This is a genomic window from Bacillus sp. UNC438CL73TsuS30 (genome assembly GCF_000482325.1).
Taxonomy (GTDB): Bacteria; Bacillota; Bacilli; order Bacillales; family Cytobacillaceae; genus Neobacillus.
Genome location: NZ_KI535296.1, coordinates 330,742 through 351,561 on the forward strand (window position 1 = coordinate 330,742; position 20,820 = coordinate 351,561).

The 20,820-nt window shown below is 38.7% G+C and carries 23 protein-coding genes and 1 tRNA gene; 21 read left to right on the forward strand and 3 right to left on the reverse strand.

Annotation, left to right across the window (positions count from 1 at the left end; all coding sequences use genetic code 11):
* Positions 1–52 precede the first annotated feature (52 nt).
* Positions 53–658 (reverse strand): ATP-dependent Clp endopeptidase proteolytic subunit ClpP, encoded by a 606-nt coding sequence (gene clpP / locus M028_RS0123140; protein WP_026575963.1) that lies wholly within the window; start codon positions 656–658, stop codon positions 53–55.
* Between the two features lie 203 nt (positions 659–861).
* On the opposite strand from clpP, the gene M028_RS0123145 reads away from it, so the two are divergent.
* The 9 genes from M028_RS0123145 (at position 862) to M028_RS33050 (ending at position 9,399) form a co-directional block, all read left to right on the forward strand.
* A tRNA-Arg gene (locus M028_RS0123145) sits at positions 862–933 on the forward strand.
* 162 nt (positions 934–1,095) lie between these two features.
* Positions 1,096–2,064: a tyrosine-type recombinase/integrase gene (locus M028_RS0123150; RefSeq protein ID WP_026575964.1), complete on the forward strand. Its 969-nt coding sequence runs from the start codon at positions 1,096–1,098 to the stop codon at positions 2,062–2,064.
* Between the two features lie 19 nt (positions 2,065–2,083).
* On the forward strand, positions 2,084–2,341 hold the full coding sequence (locus M028_RS0123155) for a hypothetical protein (RefSeq protein ID WP_026575965.1): 258 nt from the start codon (positions 2,084–2,086) through the stop codon (positions 2,339–2,341).
* 191 nt (positions 2,342–2,532) lie between these two features.
* A complete protein-coding gene (locus M028_RS0123160) occupies positions 2,533–3,591 on the forward strand; it encodes a helix-turn-helix domain-containing protein (protein ID WP_026575966.1) in 1,059 nt (352 codons plus the stop codon).
* Between the two features lie 377 nt (positions 3,592–3,968).
* A complete protein-coding gene (locus M028_RS0123165; protein ID WP_026575967.1) occupies positions 3,969–7,640 on the forward strand; it encodes a DUF7149 domain-containing protein in 3,672 nt (1,223 codons plus the stop codon).
* 197 nt (positions 7,641–7,837) lie between these two features.
* Entirely contained in the window at positions 7,838–8,056 is a 219-nt protein-coding gene (locus tag M028_RS0123170) for a hypothetical protein (RefSeq protein ID WP_026575968.1), read from the forward strand.
* Positions 8,057–8,097: 41 nt separating this feature from the next.
* Positions 8,098–8,259 carry a hypothetical protein gene (locus tag M028_RS33045; RefSeq protein WP_155925759.1) on the forward strand — a complete coding sequence of 54 codons (162 nt, stop codon included), beginning with the start codon at positions 8,098–8,100 and terminating at the stop codon, positions 8,257–8,259.
* A gap of 413 nt (positions 8,260–8,672) precedes the next feature.
* The gene (locus tag M028_RS0123180; protein ID WP_026575969.1) at positions 8,673–9,233 is read left to right on the forward strand and encodes a site-specific integrase; all 561 of its coding nucleotides are present in this window, start codon (positions 8,673–8,675) and stop codon (positions 9,231–9,233) included.
* Positions 9,234–9,243: 10 nt separating this feature from the next.
* Positions 9,244–9,399 carry a hypothetical protein gene (locus M028_RS33050; RefSeq protein WP_155925762.1) on the forward strand — a complete coding sequence of 52 codons (156 nt, stop codon included), beginning with the start codon at positions 9,244–9,246 and terminating at the stop codon, positions 9,397–9,399.
* Positions 9,400–9,984: 585 nt separating this feature from the next.
* On the opposite strand, the gene M028_RS0123190 is transcribed toward M028_RS33050, so the two are convergent.
* Positions 9,985–10,383: a DUF4160 domain-containing protein gene (locus M028_RS0123190; protein ID WP_051591210.1), complete on the reverse strand. Its 399-nt coding sequence runs from the start codon at positions 10,381–10,383 to the stop codon at positions 9,985–9,987.
* Between the two features lie 191 nt (positions 10,384–10,574).
* Between M028_RS0123190 and M028_RS0123195 the strand changes: the two genes are divergently transcribed.
* From M028_RS0123195 to M028_RS0123230, 7 genes are all read left to right on the forward strand, one after another.
* Positions 10,575–10,898: a hypothetical protein gene (locus M028_RS0123195; protein ID WP_035424555.1), complete on the forward strand. Its 324-nt coding sequence runs from the start codon at positions 10,575–10,577 to the stop codon at positions 10,896–10,898.
* A 361-nt stretch (positions 10,899–11,259) separates the two neighbouring features.
* Positions 11,260–11,721, forward strand: a complete 462-nt coding sequence (locus tag M028_RS30895; protein ID WP_051591211.1) for a helix-turn-helix domain-containing protein — start codon at positions 11,260–11,262, stop codon at positions 11,719–11,721.
* Between the two features lie 706 nt (positions 11,722–12,427).
* Positions 12,428–12,685 carry a helix-turn-helix domain-containing protein gene (locus tag M028_RS30900; RefSeq protein ID WP_051591212.1) on the forward strand — a complete coding sequence of 86 codons (258 nt, stop codon included), beginning with the start codon at positions 12,428–12,430 and terminating at the stop codon, positions 12,683–12,685.
* A 13-nt stretch (positions 12,686–12,698) separates the two neighbouring features.
* On the forward strand, positions 12,699–13,100 hold the full coding sequence (locus M028_RS0123215; RefSeq protein ID WP_026575973.1) for a hypothetical protein: 402 nt from the start codon (positions 12,699–12,701) through the stop codon (positions 13,098–13,100).
* A gap of 30 nt (positions 13,101–13,130) precedes the next feature.
* Positions 13,131–13,844 (forward strand): hypothetical protein, encoded by a 714-nt coding sequence (locus tag M028_RS0123220; RefSeq protein ID WP_026575974.1) that lies wholly within the window; start codon positions 13,131–13,133, stop codon positions 13,842–13,844.
* A 102-nt stretch (positions 13,845–13,946) separates the two neighbouring features.
* Positions 13,947–14,480: an HNH endonuclease gene (locus M028_RS31660; RefSeq protein ID WP_051591213.1), complete on the forward strand. Its 534-nt coding sequence runs from the start codon at positions 13,947–13,949 to the stop codon at positions 14,478–14,480.
* Positions 14,481–14,598: 118 nt separating this feature from the next.
* Complete coding sequence (locus tag M028_RS0123230; RefSeq protein WP_026575975.1) at positions 14,599–15,144, forward strand: hypothetical protein; 546 nt, start codon at positions 14,599–14,601, stop codon at positions 15,142–15,144.
* On the opposite strand, the gene M028_RS0123235 is transcribed toward M028_RS0123230, so the two are convergent.
* Positions 15,132–15,407 (reverse strand): hypothetical protein, encoded by a 276-nt coding sequence (locus tag M028_RS0123235; protein ID WP_026575976.1) that lies wholly within the window; start codon positions 15,405–15,407, stop codon positions 15,132–15,134. The genes M028_RS0123230 and M028_RS0123235 overlap by 13 nt on opposite strands.
* Positions 15,408–15,648: 241 nt before the next feature.
* Here M028_RS0123235 and rpoN point away from each other — a divergent pair, with 241 nt between their 5' ends.
* The 5 genes from rpoN (at position 15,649) to M028_RS0123260 (ending at position 20,798) form a co-directional block, all read left to right on the forward strand.
* Positions 15,649–16,983 carry an RNA polymerase factor sigma-54 gene (gene rpoN, locus M028_RS0123240; protein WP_026575977.1) on the forward strand — a complete coding sequence of 445 codons (1,335 nt, stop codon included), beginning with the start codon at positions 15,649–15,651 and terminating at the stop codon, positions 16,981–16,983.
* A gap of 11 nt (positions 16,984–16,994) precedes the next feature.
* Positions 16,995–17,249, forward strand: a complete 255-nt coding sequence (locus M028_RS0123245) for a glutaredoxin family protein (protein WP_197031462.1) — start codon at positions 16,995–16,997, stop codon at positions 17,247–17,249.
* Between the two features lie 125 nt (positions 17,250–17,374).
* Positions 17,375–18,397 carry a sugar-binding transcriptional regulator gene (locus M028_RS0123250; RefSeq protein ID WP_026575979.1) on the forward strand — a complete coding sequence of 341 codons (1,023 nt, stop codon included), beginning with the start codon at positions 17,375–17,377 and terminating at the stop codon, positions 18,395–18,397.
* A gap of 44 nt (positions 18,398–18,441) precedes the next feature.
* On the forward strand, positions 18,442–19,449 hold the full coding sequence (gene gap / locus M028_RS0123255) for a type I glyceraldehyde-3-phosphate dehydrogenase (RefSeq protein ID WP_026575980.1): 1,008 nt from the start codon (positions 18,442–18,444) through the stop codon (positions 19,447–19,449).
* A 164-nt stretch (positions 19,450–19,613) separates the two neighbouring features.
* Positions 19,614–20,798 carry a phosphoglycerate kinase gene (locus M028_RS0123260; RefSeq protein ID WP_026575981.1) on the forward strand — a complete coding sequence of 395 codons (1,185 nt, stop codon included), beginning with the start codon at positions 19,614–19,616 and terminating at the stop codon, positions 20,796–20,798.
* Positions 20,799–20,820 lie beyond the last annotated feature (22 nt).

Sequence of the window (20,820 nt, forward strand, 5' to 3'; positions counted from 1 at the left end):
CCAAACCTTTTTTTAAAAAAACAACCGGTCAAAAGACCGGTTGCTTTAAACATTACTTTTTATTTTTTTCATCCAATAAATTGCGGGTAATAATGTTATCGATTAGCCCGTATTCTTTTGCTCTTTCAGCTGTCATAAAGTTATCACGGTCTGTATCCTTGGCAATCACTTCAAGCGGCTGGCCAGTGCGTTCTGCTAAAATTCCGTTCAATTTATCACGGAGGAATAGAATCCGTTTTGCAGCAATTTCAATTTCTGTTGCTTGCCCTTGAGCACCGCCAAGTGGCTGGTGAATCATAACTTCTGCATTTGGAAGCGCGAAACGCTTGCCTTTTTCCCCTGCAGCAAGTAAGAATGCGCCCATTGAGGCAGCCATCCCGATACATACAGTTGATACATTGGGCTTAATATATTGCATTGTATCGTAAATTGCCATTCCAGCTGTGATACTTCCGCCAGGGCTGTTGATGTAAAGGGTAATGTCCTTTTCAGGATTTTCTGCTTCAAGGAATAATAATTGGGCAACAATGGAGTTTGATACATTGTCATCAATGGCGCTGCCAAGCATAATAATCCGGTCTTTTAATAGACGAGAGTAGATGTCATATGCTCTTTCCCCTCTGTTTGTTTGTTCAATAACTGTAGGAATCAAATTCATTTTTCTTCCTCCTCTAAGTACGAAATTTTAAAACTTATGTACTGTTATCATACACTGATGGTCAATAAAGGTCAAACACTTCGATTGTAAAATTGTTCGACAACTTTCCTTCCTTCATCATTTCCATCTCTCCTAAATTTAAACCTATTTTCCCCTTGCATTTAGGACAGATATCGCATATAATAGGTAAGTCGCTAATATTTGCCCTCGTGGTGCAACGGATAGCACGTAAGATTCCGGTTCTTGAGATGTGGGTTCGATTCCTGCCGAGGGCGTCATAGTATACGTTAAGTTTGCGGTGCCTCTGCGCTTTTTGAAGCGTAGGGGCATTTTTATTTTACCGATATTTTTTTCGCAAGAATACTACGAATAATACCCCGTATACTCCTACGCAAGTACAAGCCGTCCTTACGAGTCTAATCGAAGGAGGTCTTCTTATGCGACGAAGAAAAGGCGTTACCAACCAACTAGCGCAGCAGCTAGATACCATCTCTAAACCCTCGAAGAAAAAAATAAACTACCACGAAGCAGCCACCGAATTTTTAAAGCACTGCCGTATTAAAGGGCTATCATCTGAAACGATTAAATTTTATCAGAAGGAGCTAAAACAAACGGTTAGGGCATTCGTTGAAATAGACGCCCCGATTATTGACGTTCGTAAACTGAATACAAGTCATATTGAAAAGTTTATCGAGTATTTACAGGACTTAGGGAGAGCGGTAAATACAATTAACGCAAGACTGCGAGCAGGACGTACGTTCTTTAACTTTTGCTTACGCAAAGGATATATAAACGCAAATCCATATGATGACGTGCAGCAGCTTCGAAAAAGACACGAAGTAGGCGCAACCTTTACCAAACGGCAGCTTAAGCGTTTATTAGACGCACCAGACACAACTTCTTTTATAGGTCTAAGAGACTTAGCCGTAATGTTGACGCTTGCACATACCGGTATAAGACTTACTGAATTAACCTCGCTGCGTGTACAAGACGTATCTTTCGAGGGGAAGGGAGAAATAAACGTACAACGTGCTAAAAATCGTTACGGACGACGTATACCCCTTACAGCCCGTCTTAGAACGGTATTACGTGCTTATATTGAAGAACGGGGTGTATTAGACCATGACTCTTTATTTATCAACGTTGAAAATCACTCTCTTAGCGGAAGGTCAATCCAAGACAGACTACGCCAATACGGAGTAGTAACGGGAGTAGGCAAAGAAGTGAAGGTTAGCCCGCACGCTTTTAGGCGCACATTTTGCCGTTTAAAAGTGGAGGCAGGCACGAATATATTCGTCTTGCAGCGTCTAACTGGACATCAATCACTAGAGATATTGCGCCGCTATGTTGAAATATATTCGAAAGACCTTGAAGCAGCGATAGAAAAAGGGTTCGAGGGTCTTTAATAACAGAGGGGGAACATATATGAGCGCTTTAGATGCACTTAAAATAGTGGACGGATATTTTGAAGACAATCGCTTTATAATGCGAGGGCTTGCAGGAAGGGCGGTATTCGGCACATACACCGCCGCAGGGCTGCTTTCACTTGCAAACGTTATTAGCAGTAGGGGTGAAGCCTTACGGTTCACAATTGACAATGACAAACACATAGAACTAACGGCTGCGCAATCTAAGCAGTTTCGTAGCGAACTTTTAGCGATAGCAAACGAATTAGAAGACTAAAGAAAGGCATAAGAAAAGCCTGCGCAACCAAGTACGCAGGACAATACTTATTATACTGCGCCGCAAACGCAGTACAAATATAAACATAACTTACCTTCATTCTATCGAAAAAAAATCGATTATGCAAGGCTTCTTAAGTATTGTCTTTTTAGGCTGCGCTCGCTTCTCTATGCTGCAATAGGAGAGAGAAAATGACAGCTAGTATTATTCTTACAAGCGAACAGTTTACATATATGCAAGCGTATAAGCCAGCAGCTAGCAACCGTAAAGAACAGGCGGCTATTAAGTGTGAACTAATGGACGCAGTTAAGGGCGCTCTAGGCGACTTATACAGCCGTTTGAAGCAAGGAACAAAGGACGCTTTGGACAAGCTCGCATTTTTAGCTACAGACAGGGGCTTTGCGTTCATTTCTTATAACAGCCTTAGCAAAGAATTAGAAGTATCACGCCGCACTATTGAGCGTGTAATTAAGCAGCTACGAGAAAAGGGCGTACTTGCAATAATATATAGACGTAATCCAAAAGGGAACAGCGTTAAAAATCCCGTAGTAATGTTTACAGCGCATAAGTATTTTAGCCATTGGAGCGAGTTTCTAGAACTAGCTACGCCTACTTGTGTCGTAGAAAATGACGTACTTCATGACGTAGAAGAAAACGCCGAGACCGCTTGCGACACTAAGTACGACGACGTAAAAAAGGACGCTACCATAAATTTACCTTGTATTACCTCTTTAAAAGATTTTAATAATCGAAAAGTGGATGAACTGGAACAGCTAGAAAAGGAATACGTCTTCCAAGACATACCGCAAGCGGTACAAATGCGTCTTTCTGCCTTCGAAGGCAAACAGGTAAACGCAATATGGACACGTATCATATGGGCGTACCGTAACAGTGATATAGATGCAAAGGCTACTATGACCTTGCAACAGTTATGCCGCATTAACGACGAAATAGAACGTAGACTATGCCATAAGTTAGCAGGCTGCATACTTAAATACAAAAGGGGCGCAATAAAGGGCTCTTTATACGGCTACCTGTATAAGTCTTCGCTAAACTTCTTTAACGATATACAAAATGAAAAGTACGAAGACACTATATTAGACGTAAATACTAACTTTGAAGAGCGCTTTTTTAACATAGTACAAGCCCGTATAGAAGACCGTAAGGTAGTTCGTTGGGGATGCGGTAACTTCGAAAGCTATCTTATAAAACGCAAATCTTGCGCCGACTACGAAGAGCTGCCCTTTTAAAAAGCAATCTAGTAACACTTTTCAACAGTCAGTAAACTAATGTTGTGTTCAAAAAAGAGGAAGAAGAGGTATATTCTCCCTTATAATAGTTTACTTGGTTTGTCTTCCGAAAATTGCGATGCCTTTATTAAAATCGAACAATGCATTAATCACGCAACATGTGCAGTGTTTAATTACCATTTATTCCCTTTTATCTACCTACTTTAAAATGATTTTCAAGATTTTTGATTTGAATGGTAAAATATCTTTATAAAAGGAAGAATTTTTAGTTCTTATGGAACCAAAAAAGAGATTTTTGGATTGGATAAAGAGGAACTGAATGAATTGGATGGTTTATTAAGGATATTCTTCAATGAAGAACCATAGGAGGAAGAATAATGGCAATAAAACAACTTACTTTAGTTGGAAGTATGACTAAAAGTATTCAAGCGATTATGCCGCAGGAAGAAGATAAGCGCTTTTTTGAACATCAACTGAGTGAATATCTAACCAATTTACGATTAAAATTCAATGAATCGGAGGAACATCAGAAAAATTTATTGAAAGATTTTCTACAACGTACCGTTTTTCCTGATAACTATATCAATACTAGTGGTAGGACTGACTTAGCCATTTATAATGGTGCTTCTCCTGATAGTTCCGTTGGTATCTTAATTGAAGTAAAGAGTACTACTAATAAATCGGAAATGATGACAACTAACCATCTAAATACTAAAGCGTTTCAAGAAACAGTGGCTTATTATCTTATTGAACGTTTAGTTGGAAAAAATATTGAAATAAAAAAATGTATTATTACAAATGGAATGTCATGGTTCGTTATTAATGCATCGGAATTTGAAAAATACTTTGTTAAAAATAATAAACTGGTTAAACAATTCGACCAGTGGAGATTAGGACAACTTGCATCTTCTAAAACTGACTTTCTATATACAGAAGTTATTGCACCTGCAATCGATACAGCTATAGAAAAAGAAATTCAAATTGCGCATTTTAATTTGACTGATGCTATCAAACAGAAAAAGGCTGCTAACATTGAGTTAAAGCACAACAATGTAACGCAATTATATCGTTTTTTCACACCTGAAAACCTTCTGAACAAAAAAATTCTTACAGACTCAAATAAACTAAACAAAGGATTTTATGATGAATTGCTATATCTTATGGGATTGGAAGAGGTAAAGGTTGAAAACAAGAAAGCAATCAAACGGTTACCTGAAAGCAAACGTCAAATCGGTTCTTTCGTAGAAAATGTTATTGATAGACTTCAAATGAATGATGTTCCTGAAGAACTGCAATATGATATAGCTATTCAGCTAACTGTAGTTTGGGTTAACCGTATTTTATTCCTGAAACTGTTAGAAAGTCAGTTAGTAACATTTAATAATCAAGCAAAATATAAATTCCTAACAAAGGAACTGCTTCCAACATTCGACGATATTTATTACCTGTTCTTTGGTGTACTAGCTAAAAAAGTGCATCAAAGAAGTAATGAAATGAAAAAGAAGTTTCCCCAAGTCCCTTATTTAAATAGTAGTTTGTTTGAAGAAACAGAATTAGAATTATCACGTAATGGAATGGGGATTGACCGATTACGTGAACAACAAATCCAATTCTTCTCAAAGACAGCTCTAAAAGGAAATGATGGGAAACGAAAAACTGGTAGTGTTGAATTTTTGACTTATCTATTTGAATTTCTTAATGCTTATGATTTTTCAACATCAATCAAACATAAAGAAAAAGATAAAAATAATTTAATTAACGCTGCAGTACTTGGACTTATTTTTGAAAAGATTAACGGTTACAAAGAAGGTTCATTCTATACCCCTGGTAGAATTACTATGTATATGAGTAAAAATATCATTAGAAAAGCTGTTATTCAGAAAATTAACGAAGTTAAAGGATGGAACTGTAAGAACATTTATGATGTGCAGTTCAAAATATCATCACTCGAAGAAGCAAAAGACATCAGCGCAATAATTGATACAATTAAAATTTGCGACCCTGCAGTTGGTTCCGGGCATTTCCTAGTATCAGTATTAAATGAACTTATAGCTATTAAAAGTGAATTGCGTGTATTGATAGATATTGATGGTCGTTCGATGAATGACGTCAAATGTAAAGTAGTTAATGATGAGTTAATTATTCAGGACTTTAATGGTGATAACTTTACCTATACAAGAGGTAATTCTAATTCTGAACGTATTCAAAGAACAATCTTCCACGAAAAACGTAAACTAATTGAAAATTGCTTATTTGGTGTTGATATTAACCCGAACTCTGTAAATATATGTCGTTTACGGTTATGGATAGAACTATTGAAAAATTCCTACTATTATTTGGATGAAGAATCAAATACGCAACAATTAATCACACTTCCAAATATCGACATAAACATTAAAGTTGGAAATAGTTTGCTTCACAACATTCCTCTTGATACTGATTTAGACAAGAAGCGAATGGATATCTTTAGAATTAAAGAATACTACGACTTAGTAGTTTCATACAAAGAAACTAAAGAAAAGCGCATAAAACAGGAATTATTAAGTAAGCTCCAAGAAATTAAGAAGATTATTTTTACAAGCTTTGATATTCCAGAAGTAAGAAGATTGAGGAACTTGCATGTCCAATTAATGAAAGCTGGGCAGACTTCATTATTTGCAACTAAAAAGGATGAACAGGAACAACGTAAAAAAATCGCAGAAATTGAAGGGAAAATCAAGGATGCAGAAAAACAACTAGAATTCGCTCGTTCCAACCCACTGTTCAAAAATGGTTTGGAATGGCGTATGGAATTCCCTGAAATATTGGATAATGAGGGGAAGTTTGTTGGATTTGATGTGGTAATTGCTAATCCTCCTTATATTTATTCTCAGAATGGTTTTTTCAGTGATTTGGAGAAAAAATATTTTGAAAAGCATTATCGTCTTATTACATATCAGGCGAATTCCTTTGGCTTATTCTTGGAATTAGGCTTTAAATTACTTCGGCCAAATGGGTATGTTTCGATGATTATTCCTAATACTTTTTTAACTGTAAATCAGTACGAAATAATGCGTCGATTTATTTTGAAAAGAACTGGGGAAGTCTTTATTCTAAATTCAATGGATAAAATTTTTGAAGATGCATCTGTTGATAATTGCATTATAAATGCTAAAATTTCATCACCAACTTTAGTTCAATTAGCTGAATTGAATAATGAAGAAGTTAACTTAATCAATGAAGTTTCTCCCGTTCAATTGTTGGAGCATAATGTTATCAATCTTTCTGCGTTTAAAGAAGGAAATAACCCTAATATGGTTTCTGGAATAATTAAAACCTTGGAGGATAATTCCAAACCACTTGAACCAAATTATGCTATTGTCCGAGATGGCTTAAAAGTATATCAAAAAGGGAAAGGTGAACCTAAGCAAACGCAAGATGAAGAAGAGTTTAAAAAATTAAAAGCTGACAGGGAATGGTTCTCAGATTATAAAAAGGATGAAAATTATTGGGAAATCATTAAAGGTGAACACATTGAACGTTATAAAATTTCCAAAGGAACAGAATACATAAGATATGGGCGTTATCTAGCAGAACCACGTACACCTGAAATGTTTATGGGAGAACGCTTACTAATTCGGCAAATTCCTAGGAAAGCTGCTTATTCTTTAACTGTAATGTACACTGATAAGCTAATCATGCATGAACGTAGCTTAATTTCAATTCGTAACCTTAAAATTGAACCATACTTTGCACTAGGTGTATTAAATTCAAAGGTTGTTAGTTACTTTGCTATTCATAAGTATGATTTTCTTCAACGGAAAACTTTCCCTCAATTGCGTTTGTATCAGATAAAAGAATTACCAATTCCTAATGCAAATGAAGAAGAGAAGAAATATTTAAATGAACTAGTTGAAAAACATCTACAACTTAATGCTTCTCCTGAAGTAACAAAGGAAATTAAAGAACAAATGGACCAACTAGATTTTGAAATTGATGAATATGTAATGTCATTATTTAAATTGAATGAAGAAGAAAAACAAGCTATTCGTGATTTCAAACTAGATTGAAACATAATTCAAGTTCAACAACTATAAAGGGGCGCTATATAACGTAGCGCTCTTTTTGGCGTGGAAAGGACTACGAAGGCTTTACGATTGAAAAAACGAATATTACTAAACTAAAAACGTCTAGCTGCGCATGTATAAACGAAAATTAGGGCAGGACATGCTTTTAAATAAATCGATTTTAAAGGAGTGTTTAGTAATTGAATGAAGATTATGAGTTAGCTAGGCAAAATTATCAATCAGCAAAGCGAATACTTACTCAGGAAAGCCTTTATATGCTAATTAAAGATGGCAATGAAGTAGTGTCGTACAATATCGAAGATTATTCGATAACATTAATATTTTGTGATGGTTCAGACTCAATGAGTATAGAGTTCTATATTGACGAGGAGGGGAAAATACAAGGTAGGGTGGTTTAAGGATTATCAATTTAAATATATAAATAAAGGAGGGTTTATGCGTGGAAGAACGTCATAATGAATTCGGGAATGTTGAAGAACATTTAACCGATATTTTCGGACAATCACGCACAGAAGACGAAAAGCGCATTAAAATGGAAAATTTACAATCATTGATTAAGTTAGCGAGAGAAATAAAAAGGATTGGAATTGAAGGCTCGTAGCTTGCTTATATGGGAGGCGTATTTTTCGAATGATACAGCGTTAACTAATGTAAACCATCATTAGTGTGATAAAGCGTTGGTGTATCAGTGTTTTCGCATTACATTCGTTTACAAATATATGAAACATACCGTTATTCATACGCTGCCTTTTCCTGCCGGAGACAGTCGCCAAAACTCACGGGGTTAGGACGCATTTTTGAAAATTTATATTCAAGAAATAGGCGTCGCTTCTATATGAATGTATGAAAATATATCTTTTCTTACATTGAAATCGTTGACTTTACTAGTTTTTGGGTTTATACTCGTTTTTATATGATGTTTTCGTACATTAAATGTATGAAAAGCCTATCAAAAGGCTTGCTGCTCATATGGACGAAGAAAAGGGCAGCGCACTAAAAAGCGAGGGCGAACTTATGAAGCAGAATAAGGAAACTACATACGACGTACAACCGCTTAGAACGAAAGAAGAAATCGAAGAAATGAAATGGAGCTTGCGCAGACATTGTAGCGAGAGAGATTACTTTCTTTTCGTATTCGGTATTAATACAGGGCTGCGAGTATCGGACATACTGCCGCTTAAAGTCGGAGACATACGGGGCAAGACGCATGTAAACGTAGTACAGCAGAAGAACGGCAAGCCTAGACGCATTTCTTTAAAGCAGCTTGCGCCTGAAATCGACAATTATACAAAAGGAATGAGCGACGAAGACTATTTATTCCCAAGTCGCAAGGGTAACAAGCCAATAAGCGAAACGCAGGCATACAGGGCGCTAGTGAAGGCAGGCGAAGGCATAGACCGTACAGACATAGGAACGCACACAATGCGTAAGACGTTCGGCTATCACCACTACAAACGTAATAAGGATATAGCAATACTACAGGAGATATTCTCTCATGCAGCGCCTAGCATTACTAAGCGTTATATTGGAATCACACAGGACGAAATAGACGAAAGCATAGACTTTGTTTTATAGGGGGCGTATTTTGCGGAAGAAGAACGAAGAACAAGAGCCGCTTACAATTCACGAAAAATGGGAGAAAGATAGCGAGCTTCCTAATGGGGGAGTAGGTATCGACGATAGCGAATGGACGGGCGAATATATCGAGATACAACGCCCAAACGAAAGAAAAGTTAAGTAAAATTAGGGCGCATAGAGCGCTCTTTTTTGGGGCTTACGTAGGCGCATACACACGGCTACAGGGTGGCACATACGGCGGCATAGGGCTATGTCTACATACGTTATAGGCTTACTATATGCGGCTGCTAGAACGCCTAGAAATTGCTCTATAATCGCATTAAATAGGGGTGATTTACAAATGCGCCGTAATGTGATTAGAACTCGCTGCGTGCGTATCTCATTCGAAAAGATAACAGGCGCATACACGGGCTATACGGGGCGCTGCTGCCGTGTCTTCTTCGTAACAAAAGTATTAGCTATCAATCGCTATCATTAAGAGCGGCGAAAGCGGCTACTTTAAACTATCGCTATCAAAGAGTAAGTGCAATCGCTCAAAGAACGCACAAAGAAAGCCGTAAAGCTTCGTTAAGAGTAGCGAAAGGCAAAGCGCTAAGAACGAGCTGCGCAAGCGAGAGCAGTCTTCTAATGCGTCTAGCAGGACGAAAAGCAGCGACCCCAAGCCCCCACGCTGCCGCTGCCGCTTCTGCTGTTCAGAAATTGCGAGTATATTTTTTAATCTCAATACCTTTTCATTCTACGAGACTAATTATATGGTTGCATAAACCTCGGTTGGGCGACTTTCTTTCCATCTTTCTCGCAGTAGTTCTTTATTATCCTCCGCCCAAGACTCGATAACCCTTGCGTCTTTATTACGTATCTTGCCATTTTTTACAGTCAGTATAGTAGAAGTTTCAATAGATACCCTCACATCAAAATGACCTCTACTAATAGCGTGAAAATGTGGTGGTGGATGGTCATTATTCCATATTCTTACTTCTACATTTCCAATTCTATCTAGTAGTAGTTGATGTTTATAGGGACGGTGTATTCCGGATGGTACTCCACTATGAGATTTTATCCGCTTTACTTTTATCCTTTTGAGTCTCCGTTCTTCGTTTAGTCTCTGTAATAATTCAGCTACTGCTACTTCGATACTCTTGTTCAAAGATATCCCTCCCTTTTGCCTTATTTAAATTCGACTTAAGGTAGTTGTATACCTTCTTTAGACCTACAAAAGGGATATACCTATAGACTTACATTTGCGTGGAAGTCTTAATTAAGCGAACAGATGTACGAGACAAATTATGTGGAATAGTGTAATATATTGGTAGGAAACTATGAAAAGGAGCGTTAATAATGGCAGACTACGTAGTAAACAAAGCAGGCGCAAAAATATTCAGTGATATTACCAAGCATAAAACTCTACCTATACCAACTCTTCTTACGCAGCAAGCAGAGGGCGCAGTTTACGAAGTGCTTTCAGTAGGTATGCACGGCGGTACAAGAACGCCAATAGCTACCGTAAAGGAAGGCGGTAAGTCCGTAGCGTATGTACTACCTGAGGGGCTTAATGGATGGGTAGAAAACACTATGCTTATGAGCATGCAAGGTATTAAGCTGCTTCCTTCGAAAATTGAATTCGGTATCTTAGACGGCAGAACTTACGCAGAGATACTATAAGGTTATACGATAGTCTTTACGCATTAAAGCGTAGGGGCTTTTTTTATACCAACTATTCGAAGTTGCTGCGCCTATCTCTTTGTAGAGTACGGAAATATGCTGCAAGCCGTTTTCAATTGTGATAACTGGAACGGATACCCTCCTATTATATTAAAGCAGTTTCGTTTCATAGTCGTTAGTCTTTCGTAGGCTAGCGGCTCTTTTTTTCGCACGCATAGAATAGAAAAATTGTCATTAGGGGCGAAAACTGCACCGCTATAGGCTTTTTGCGATACTATACCAAACTTTCGAACCTGCTGCGCCTTATAAGATAGACGGTAGGAATTACCGTACTTTCGAAGCAAAATAGGAGGGCGCAGAAATGCAAAAGGTATACGACAAGACTAAACAGGAGGGGCACTTTTTTAGGCTGCCGACGGATATTCGACACTACGTTTTTATGGATGGGTACAAAACGGAAATGAACTACCTTTATGCGCTAATAGTAGACTACTACAACGCCAAAAAGGGCTACGCATTTCCAAGCCAGTACACGCTTGCAGCATACTACGGCAAGGCAGAGAAGACAGTAGTACAGCATTTAAAGGTACTAAAGAGGGTAGGACTAATCGAAGTAGTAAGTAACGGCAGAGGGAGAGTAAACCACTACAAGCCGTTAAAGCCGCTTTCTAAAGAAGAGTTATTCGCAAAGTATCCCGAAGCTGCCGAGAGATACGAGAAGGTAATACAGGACAAAGAACGTCTTGCAGCGAGCGACTTGGGCAGACTGCCGAAGAATGACCCGAATGATTGGGAAGACCTCTATAGTAGTATGGAGTGGTAGTTAATGAGTACGGTAATACGGTTAGACAAGTAGGGTAATAAGGTTAGACGGATACAGTAATACGGTTAGATGAGTACGGTAATAGCTACAGGTAAACTAGCTTTAAGAACTAGCGTTACTAACGAGAATTATAAACTATTCCTTTTTCTTTAAAAACATACGCATATATAACTATGAAAGATAGCGATAGGGTAAAGAAACGAAAGAAGCGATAAAGGCGATAGCAAAAGAAAGATATTATCTACGTCCCAAGCAGCCGCACACTAAGCCACGGGCGCAGGGCTATATTAGTAAGTATTGCGCCAACCTAGACTAAACGAAAGGAGCGCTAGCTATGATATTCGAAGACGGAATAGAGTTAAAGTTAGTCATTAACGAAGATGTGCGACCGATACCGCAGCCGAAGCGACCTAAACGAAAGGGAGCGAAGCCAATAAACACATACGAAGCGCAAATAGAAGCAACTCTAGTTATAAACGAAGAAAATGCGAGGAACGGCACGAAGCGCAGCAAGTAAAAGTATATAAATATATACAAGTATCGGGGCGTTTGAAGTACCTAGAGATAAGGAAGCTTTCGTCTCTTCCTTTACTACGTACGGGATACATTACACGGAGTTATGTTAAGGCGTTGGCATAGCTCTTTTTTATTTTAATTATAAGCGATACGAATATATCGAAGACCACGAACCGAAGGGGGAAAACGAATGCAAGGAAAGATTATTCGCTACGCAAGGCATGTACATGGGCTAACGCAAACTGAACTAGCTATACTAGTAAATTCTACGCAGCTAAGCGTTACACGGTGGGAAAATAACCTTCAAAAGCCGAAGCCGAGCGCAGAAAAACGCATTAAAGAAGTTTTAGGCTTGACCGAAGAGACTACCGCCGAAATCACAGAGATATTCATTAGTGAGCAGCGCAAGCAGCTAGCGGAAAAAATGCGCAAGCAAGCGAACCTTTAAGGAGTGCGGCAGTATGGGAACGAAGCAGCACTTTTCTATTACGATAAAAACGGTAGCATTCGAAGCAGGACGCAGCTACGGAATGGGCGCTAATATCTATCGAACGAGCCTTCCAAGCGTATTAATCAAAGTAGGCAGCCTTTACATTTATGAAAAGACTAGACTACAGGCGACTAAGCAAGGGATAGCGCAATTATTGCGAGAGATACCCGAAAATAGCACAGTATCACTAACAGGCGAGTTTATAGGCACACATGCGTATCTATTAAGCTACTCACCTATTAAGGACGTTATCGAAGAGAAGCGCCTAAAGGTATACGCTAGCAATAGCCCACTAAAACGGGATAACAAGGAACTGTATGCACTAGCCAAGGACGCACAGAAACGAAAAGAAAGCATACTTAGCGAAATATAAAATTATTAAACGACAGGAGAGAAAACAAACATGGGAAATTTTAACGAAAATATCCAAAGTGTAAGGGAAATTAGAGGGAACGTTCCTAAATATATGCTACAAGTACGTGAAGAGTTCCGAGAGAAAAAAGCAAGATTACAAGAAAATCAACTTCTTACCTACCAAGGGAAGCAGGTAGAAGAGCAGAAATTAAAAGAACAATACGAAAAGATTTTCTTAGGTAACATGCTTAAAGCAGACGAAATGATTAATACACTTTTAGACGAAAGCGAGAACGAAGCTCAGAAGGTACTTACCGCAGCACTTCCGCCAGTAGACGAAACGCAGCAGAAGCTTTTCGATAAGACACTAAAAGGCGCAGAAGGAAAAATAACGTTTGCGCTAAACGACAACCAAGCTATGGGCGCATTAGAAGAGCTAGTACAAGCAGCTAGCGAGCCTGCCCTAGCGGAACAAGCAAAAGAAAAGTTCTTACCGCTAGCCCAAGCAGTGCTAGCCCAAGTAGTCGGTAACGATAAGGCAGCCATAAAATACCGCCTAAACTCAATGTATCAGGAGCTAGACGGAAGGGCGCAAGTAGAGGGAGCGGACGAAGCGAGAGGGCAGCTTGAAACAATCAATGGCTTAAAGGGCGCATGGTACGTAACAGGTTATGTCCAAGATATGCTTAAGGAAATCAGTATGAATGCGTACGAGTATGTCAACAACCCGAAGGCATACTTCGATAAAAAGGCGCAGGCTTAATAGCTGCGTCTCTTTTTTTTTGCTCTTTTATGCCAAGTATGCGAGAGGGCGGCGCCTATATCCCCGTCGAAAGACAAATAAATTAAAACGGGGGTAATCGAAATGAACGTAAGAAGACTAATTAGGTTATTGGAAATTGTGGGTCACGGCAAGTATTGCGTAGATACCGCTACAGGAACGGTTATAAGCACCAAAGGAAAGCCAATGAGACCATACTTAGTTAATGGTTACGAGAAAATAAAGCTATATCATAAGGGCAAAGCGTACAGTTACAGGGTTCATGAGCTAGTCGCTTTCTTTGAGGAATACGACTTACTCAATCAAACGGTTAATCATATCGATGGAGACAAACGCAATAACCGAGCGGTTAACCTGGAATGTATCAGTATGGCGGAGAACTTACGGCACGCAAAAGAGCTAGGGCTTTTAAATGCTCCAAAAGGGGAGAAACACTCCAAACTAAAAGCGGACGAAGTTAGGGCAATTCGTGCCAAGTATCTGGAAGACAAAGTAACACTGCAAGCACTTGCAGCCGAGTATGAAATCTCACTACGAAGTATTAAGGGTATAATCAATCGAAGAACATGGAAGAAAGTCTATGTTATAAATGAAAGTAGGGCGCTTCGGCGCTCTTGAATATATTAGGAATGAAGTCAATAACGAAATCTTACTCATGTATAAACGAAAACTTGGGCGTGGAATGCTTTAATTAAGCAAAACAATTATTGTTAAACATCGAAAGGAGATAGTAAATATGAATACAAGAAAAAAGAATTTTTTTAAATATGTAACAATGTTTAATGAGGAAGACAAGAAATTTTTTCTTGAAGGTGCAGAAATAGACGAGGGAATAAAGGAAGTAGTAGATGCGATTAACGAAATAGACGACTTTGTTACAATGAATAGTTGTCAAGGAGGCGGACATGCTGCTAATGATATTATAAAATTCATAGTCCCAAGCCAACCGAATGAAGTAAAAGAATTCGTAAAAGATTTAATGAAAGAATATGACGAAAATCATTGCCCAAATACATACGTGGATTTTTACGTTCTTTATCATAATTACAGATTAGCGGAAGAGCTCTTTATCTTTTTAAAGCAAAAAATAGGCGATAATATCGAATGCGGGCTAACCTTCGAAGAAGATGGAAATATTAATGAAGAAACTTTTAAAGCAACAGGAGAAATTATTTACCGTTACGGTATTCAGGCGATTTATGGTTATGATATAGAATTACTCGAAGACCTAGCGAAGAGTATTCGTGAATTTAAGACATTAATCGTAAATCATAATGAATAAGAAGGCTTGCGTTTATACAAATACCGTCTTCGTTTTCGACTGCCTCTCGTAAATTTGGCGTTGACAAGTCTATTAGTATCGTTTACTATGATATTACCGTAATCGTTCGGTTTTGTACGAAATACTGCGCAGTGGAAATGTAAAACTGCCGTGAATTTAATGTATAAGCGTTTACCCTCGAAAGCATCAAATGGTGGTGCAACGGATAGCACGTAAGATTCCGGTTCTTGAGATGTGGGTTCGATTCCTGCCGAGGGCGTCATAAAAGCCTCCTGTTCTATAAACGACAGGGGGTTTTTATTTATCTGGAATCTCGACACTTTTTTTAAAATATCTGAAATAATTTAACCTTCGAAAAAATATCCAAGCCCTTTAAAACCCTTATAAATCCTGTATTCTTCGCAATCCAATCGCAATTCAATTGAAAAAACATTCCATATACCAATTTCTTGCCATACACCAAATCCCTTCAATCATGTAAAATAGAACTATGGGGGGATTGGAATGAACTTAAAGGCTGGTTTATGGCAACAGCAAACGTTAAAATTAACCATGACGCAGGAGCTCTCGCAGGCTATTGCGCTATTGCAATACAATGCTCAGGAACTAACTGCTTTTTTGGAAAATAAAGCGCTTGAAAATCCCCTAATGCAGATTGAAAATGGGAATGTTCAACCGATGAATCCGTTGATTGACCGAAACCGGAAAAAATCCCAAAAGGCAGAAAAAGACTGGATTGAACAGATTGCCGGAAAGAATAGCAATTCACTTGAGAATCAATTAATTTCTCAATTAAACTTAAAAACTCTTACACCTGAGCAATTAAGGATAATCCGTCATCTTATTCACAATCTCGATGAAAACGGTTACTTGTTTGGCGATCTGACTGATATGGCTAAAGCGTTAAAAGTGCCGGAAGAGCTTGCCCGCGAATGCTTACTCATCATTCAAACACTTGAGCCGGTCGGAATTGGTGCCCGGAATCTACAAGAGTGTTTATTGATTCAAATAGAATGGGAATATCCTGATGAAGAATTGGCTCATAAAATTATTTCCGATTACTTTGTTCCCTTTGCAGATAAGAAGTGGAAACAGATAGCAAAAGAGCTGCAGGTATCACTAAAGGATATTCAAGATGTATTTGATCTTATTCAACTGCTCGATCCTAAGCCGGGAGCGCAATTAGGCCTTGGGGATTCTACTACTTATGTTATTCCTGATGTCATAGTCGAACGGAATGGGGACGAGTATACGATTCGGATGTGTGATGACTCCCTGCCAAGACTTTCATTTAATGATGGGTACTACAAGAAATTTTCTGGTAATCAAGGGCAGGATCCGAGTGTTACGCGATTTTTACAGGAGAAAATGCAAGATTATCAGTGGATATTGAAAAGCATTGAACAAAGGAAAGAAACATTAACAAAAGTAGTGGCAAAAATATTAGAAAAGCAGGTAATCTTTTTCCAAAAGGGACCAAACTATTTATCGCCGATGACAATGAAGGATATTGCGAGTGAACTGGAAATTCATGAATCGACAGTCAGCCGTGCTGTTCGTGAAAAGTTTGTGCAAACACCAGTTGGTACTTTCCCGTTAAAATCATTTTTCACGAGTACCATTCAGACTACATCTAACGAAAATACTTCATCAACATTAGTAAAAAAAGCAATTTCCTCTATGATTGAAAAAGAAGATAAGCAAAAGCCACTTTCTGATCAAGAAATTGTAGAACAGTTAAAAGATGCCGAAGGGATGGTCGTGTCGAGACGAACCATTGCGAAATATCGTGAACAATTAGGAATTCCTTCTTCATCCAAAAGAAAGCGGTTTAATTAAAGGAGTAAAACATGGGACCAATTCTTGTTACCTTATATACCAGAACACGCTGTCCATTATGTGATAAAGCAAAGAATGCTTTAATGGAACTTAAAGAAACCTGGAATTTTTCTCTGGAAGAAATTGATATAGAGGTAAGTGATGAACTAACGGAACGTTATGGCTTAATGATTCCAGTTGTTCATATTGATGGAGAAGAAGTTGGATTTGGTTATGTTGATAAATTTGATATAAGTAACCGTTTGCAAGAAAAATCTGAATTTTAATTGTTGAAATTACATTTCACTCCTGCTACAATAAAGGAGTGATTTTTTTTAGCTGTAGCGGGACATAATATGTCACGGGTGGACATTTTATGGCCAACTACATAATATAAAAGGAGCTTATGCTCATGCAATCAATCATCGACATTCAAAAAAGGCTAGTTCCTGATATTCTACAGATGCTGCAGAAAAGACATCATATTCTGAGATACATCGGGTTTATGCAGCCGGTAGGAAGAAGAAGCTTAGCCGTAAGCCTTGGGTATACGGAGAGAATTCTCCGAAGTGAAGTGGATTTTTTGAAGGATCAAAACTTAATATTCACCAATAGTGTGGGAATGAGTCTAACATCTGATGGAAAAAATTTACTTGAAGATTTGGAAGGACTCATGCGTGAACTTAAGGGCATTGATGTGATGGAATTAGAATTAAAGCATCGTTTGGGTATTAAAAACGTCATTATTGTCCCGGGTGATAGTGAAGACTCTCCGATGGTGAAAAAGGACCTTGGTAAGGCAAGTGCCTCTTACATGAAAAAACATCTTGGAGGGAAAAATATTATTGCTGTGACCGGTGGTTCCACAATGGCGGCTATTGCAGATGAGCTTTCTCCGGAAACGGACCAAAAAGAGATTTTATTTGTTCCAGCGCGGGGTGGTGTCGGTGAGGATGTTCATAATCAAGCCAATACCATTTGCTCGATTATGGCGGCAAACATGAAAGCGAAGCATCGTGTTTTTTATGTGCCCGATCAGGTTAGCCCAGAGATTTATGATTCACTTATTAAAGAACCTGGGATTCATGAGGTTTTAGAGTTAATCAAATCGGCGAGCATGGTTCTCCATGGGATTGGGGACGCTATGACAATGGCTGAACGTAGAAAATCAAGCTCCGAAATCCTCGAGAAAATTGAAGAGGGGAATGCTGTTGGGGAGGCATTCGGTTATTATTTTAACGAGCTGGGTGATATTGTACACAAGGTATTTACCATTGGTATTCAACTCAGTGATTTGGCCCGCATTCCGGAAATCATTTCAGTAGCAGGCGGTGCATCAAAGGCTAAGGCCATTCGAGCCTATATGAAGCAAGCACCCGCATCCACGATTTTAATAACGGATGAAGGTGCAGCAAAGAAGTTATTAAAAGGGTAATCCTTTGAATATAAATCCTTAACCAATTAAAGGAGGAAATTATCATGACAGTAAAAGTAGGAATTAACGGGTTTGGTCGTATTGGACGGAATGTTTTCCGTGCGGCATTAAACAATTCAAATATCGAAATCGTAGCAATCAATGACTTAACAGATGCTAACATGTTAGCACATCTTTTAAAATATGATACTGTTCACGGAACTCTTACTGAGGATGTAACAGTTGATGGTGAATATTTAGTAGTAGGCGGACATAAAGTGAAAGTTATCGCTGAGCGCGACCCTGCACAACTTGGCTGGGGAGATCTTGGTGTTGAAGTAGTGGTTGAATCTACTGGCCGCTTTACAAAACGCGAAGATGCTGCTAAACACCTTGAAGCAGGTGCTAAGAAAGTAATCATCTCTGCTCCAGCAACAAACGAAGATATTACAATTGTAATGGGCGTTAACGAAGATAAATATGATGCCGCTAACCATCACGTACTTTCTAATGCATCATGTACAACAAACTGCCTTGCACCATTTGCAAAGGTATTAAACGATACATTTGGCATCAAACGCGGTATGATGACAACTGTTCACTCATATACAAATGACCAACAAATCCTTGATTTACCACATAAGGACTACCGTCGTGCCCGTGCAGCTGCTGAAAATATGATTCCAACATCTACTGGTGCTGCCAAAGCCGTTTCTCTAGTTTTACCAGAGCTTAAAGGAAAATTAAATGGTATGGCTATGCGTGTTCCAACTCCAAACGTTTCTGTTGTTGACCTTGTTGCAGAATTAGAAAAAGATGTAACAGTTGATGAAGTGAATACAGCGTTAAAAGAAGCTGCTGAAGGTCCATTAAAAGGAATCTTGGCTTACAGTGAACTTCCATTGGTTTCTAGCGACTATAATGGCGCAACTGTTTCATCTACTATTGATGCTTTATCAACAATGGTTCTTGAAGGAAATATGGTTAAAGTACTTTCTTGGTACGATAACGAAGTTGGATACTCTAACCGTGTTGTTGACTTAGTAGATTACATCGCTCAAAAAGGACTTTAATCATAGAACATTTCCGTTTGGACGGGATTGGCAAAAACGCCAAGGGCAGTCTATAATGGTAAATGGTGTGACAAAGGGGAGTGGGGAAGATTCCCCCTCCTTTTTTTAATGTAAATGGATGTACCATTGATCGTTATCCGAAGTACATATTAGGAGGTCCTTTCATGAACAAGAAATCATTAAAAGATGTGGATGTTAAGGGGAAACGCGTTTTTTGCCGAGTGGATTTTAATGTTCCAATGCAAGATGGAAAAATTACCGATGAGACGCGGATTCGAGCTGCATTGCCAACCATTCAGTATTTAAGGGAACAAGGGGCAAAGGTTATTTTAGCGAGTCACTTTGGCCGTCCAAAAGGACAAGTAGTAGAAGAAATGCGGTTAGCGCCTGTTGGCAGACGTCTTGCGGATTTGCTTGGCAAAGAAGTTAAAATTGCCAATGAAGCACATGGCGAATCTGTAAAAGTCTTGATTGAAACGATGAATGATGGGGATGTTCTTCTTCTCGAAAACGTTCGTTTTTATCCAGGTGAAGAAAAGAACGATCCAGAGCTCGCAAAGGCATTTGCAGAACTTGCGGATGTGTATGTGAATGATGCATTTGGTGCAGCACATAGAGGACATGCTTCAACAGAAGGTGTTGCCCGCCATCTTCCAGCTGTTGCCGGATTCTTAATGGAAAAAGAATTAGAGGTTTTAGGAAAAGCAATTTCTAATCCTGAGCGTCCTTTTACAGCGATTATTGGCGGTGCAAAAGTTAAAGATAAAATTGGTGTAATCGAGAATCTTTTAGAAAAAGTAGATAATCTAATCATCGGAGGCGGCCTTGCTTATACATTTGTAAAAGCACAAGGACATGAAATCGGTCAATCGCTGCTGGAAGAAGATAAAATTGACTTAGCTAAGTCTTTTATCGAAAAAGCAAAGGAAAAAGGCGTTAATTTTTACATGCCGGTGGATGCCGTTATCGCAGATGAATTCTCAGCGGATGCGAATACACAAGTTGTTTCAATTGAAGCGATTCCTGCTGATTGGCAGGCACTTGATATAGGCCCTAAAACCGCTGAGATCTACCGTGAAGTAATCAAAAAATCAAAATTAGTCATTTGGAATGGACCGATGGGTGTATTCGAAATGGATAAATTTGCAGGCGGAACAAAAGCAGTTGCCGAAGCACTTGCGGAAGCAGAAGGAACGTATTCCGTTATTGGCGGTGGAGACTCTGCAGCGGCTGTAGAAAAATTCCATTTAGCAGATAAAATGAGCCACATCTCAACAGGCGGCGGTGCTTCTCTTGAGTTTATGGAAGGTAAAGCATTACCTGGAGTCGTGGCATTGAACGATAAATAATTTTTTTAACGATAGAAAGGAT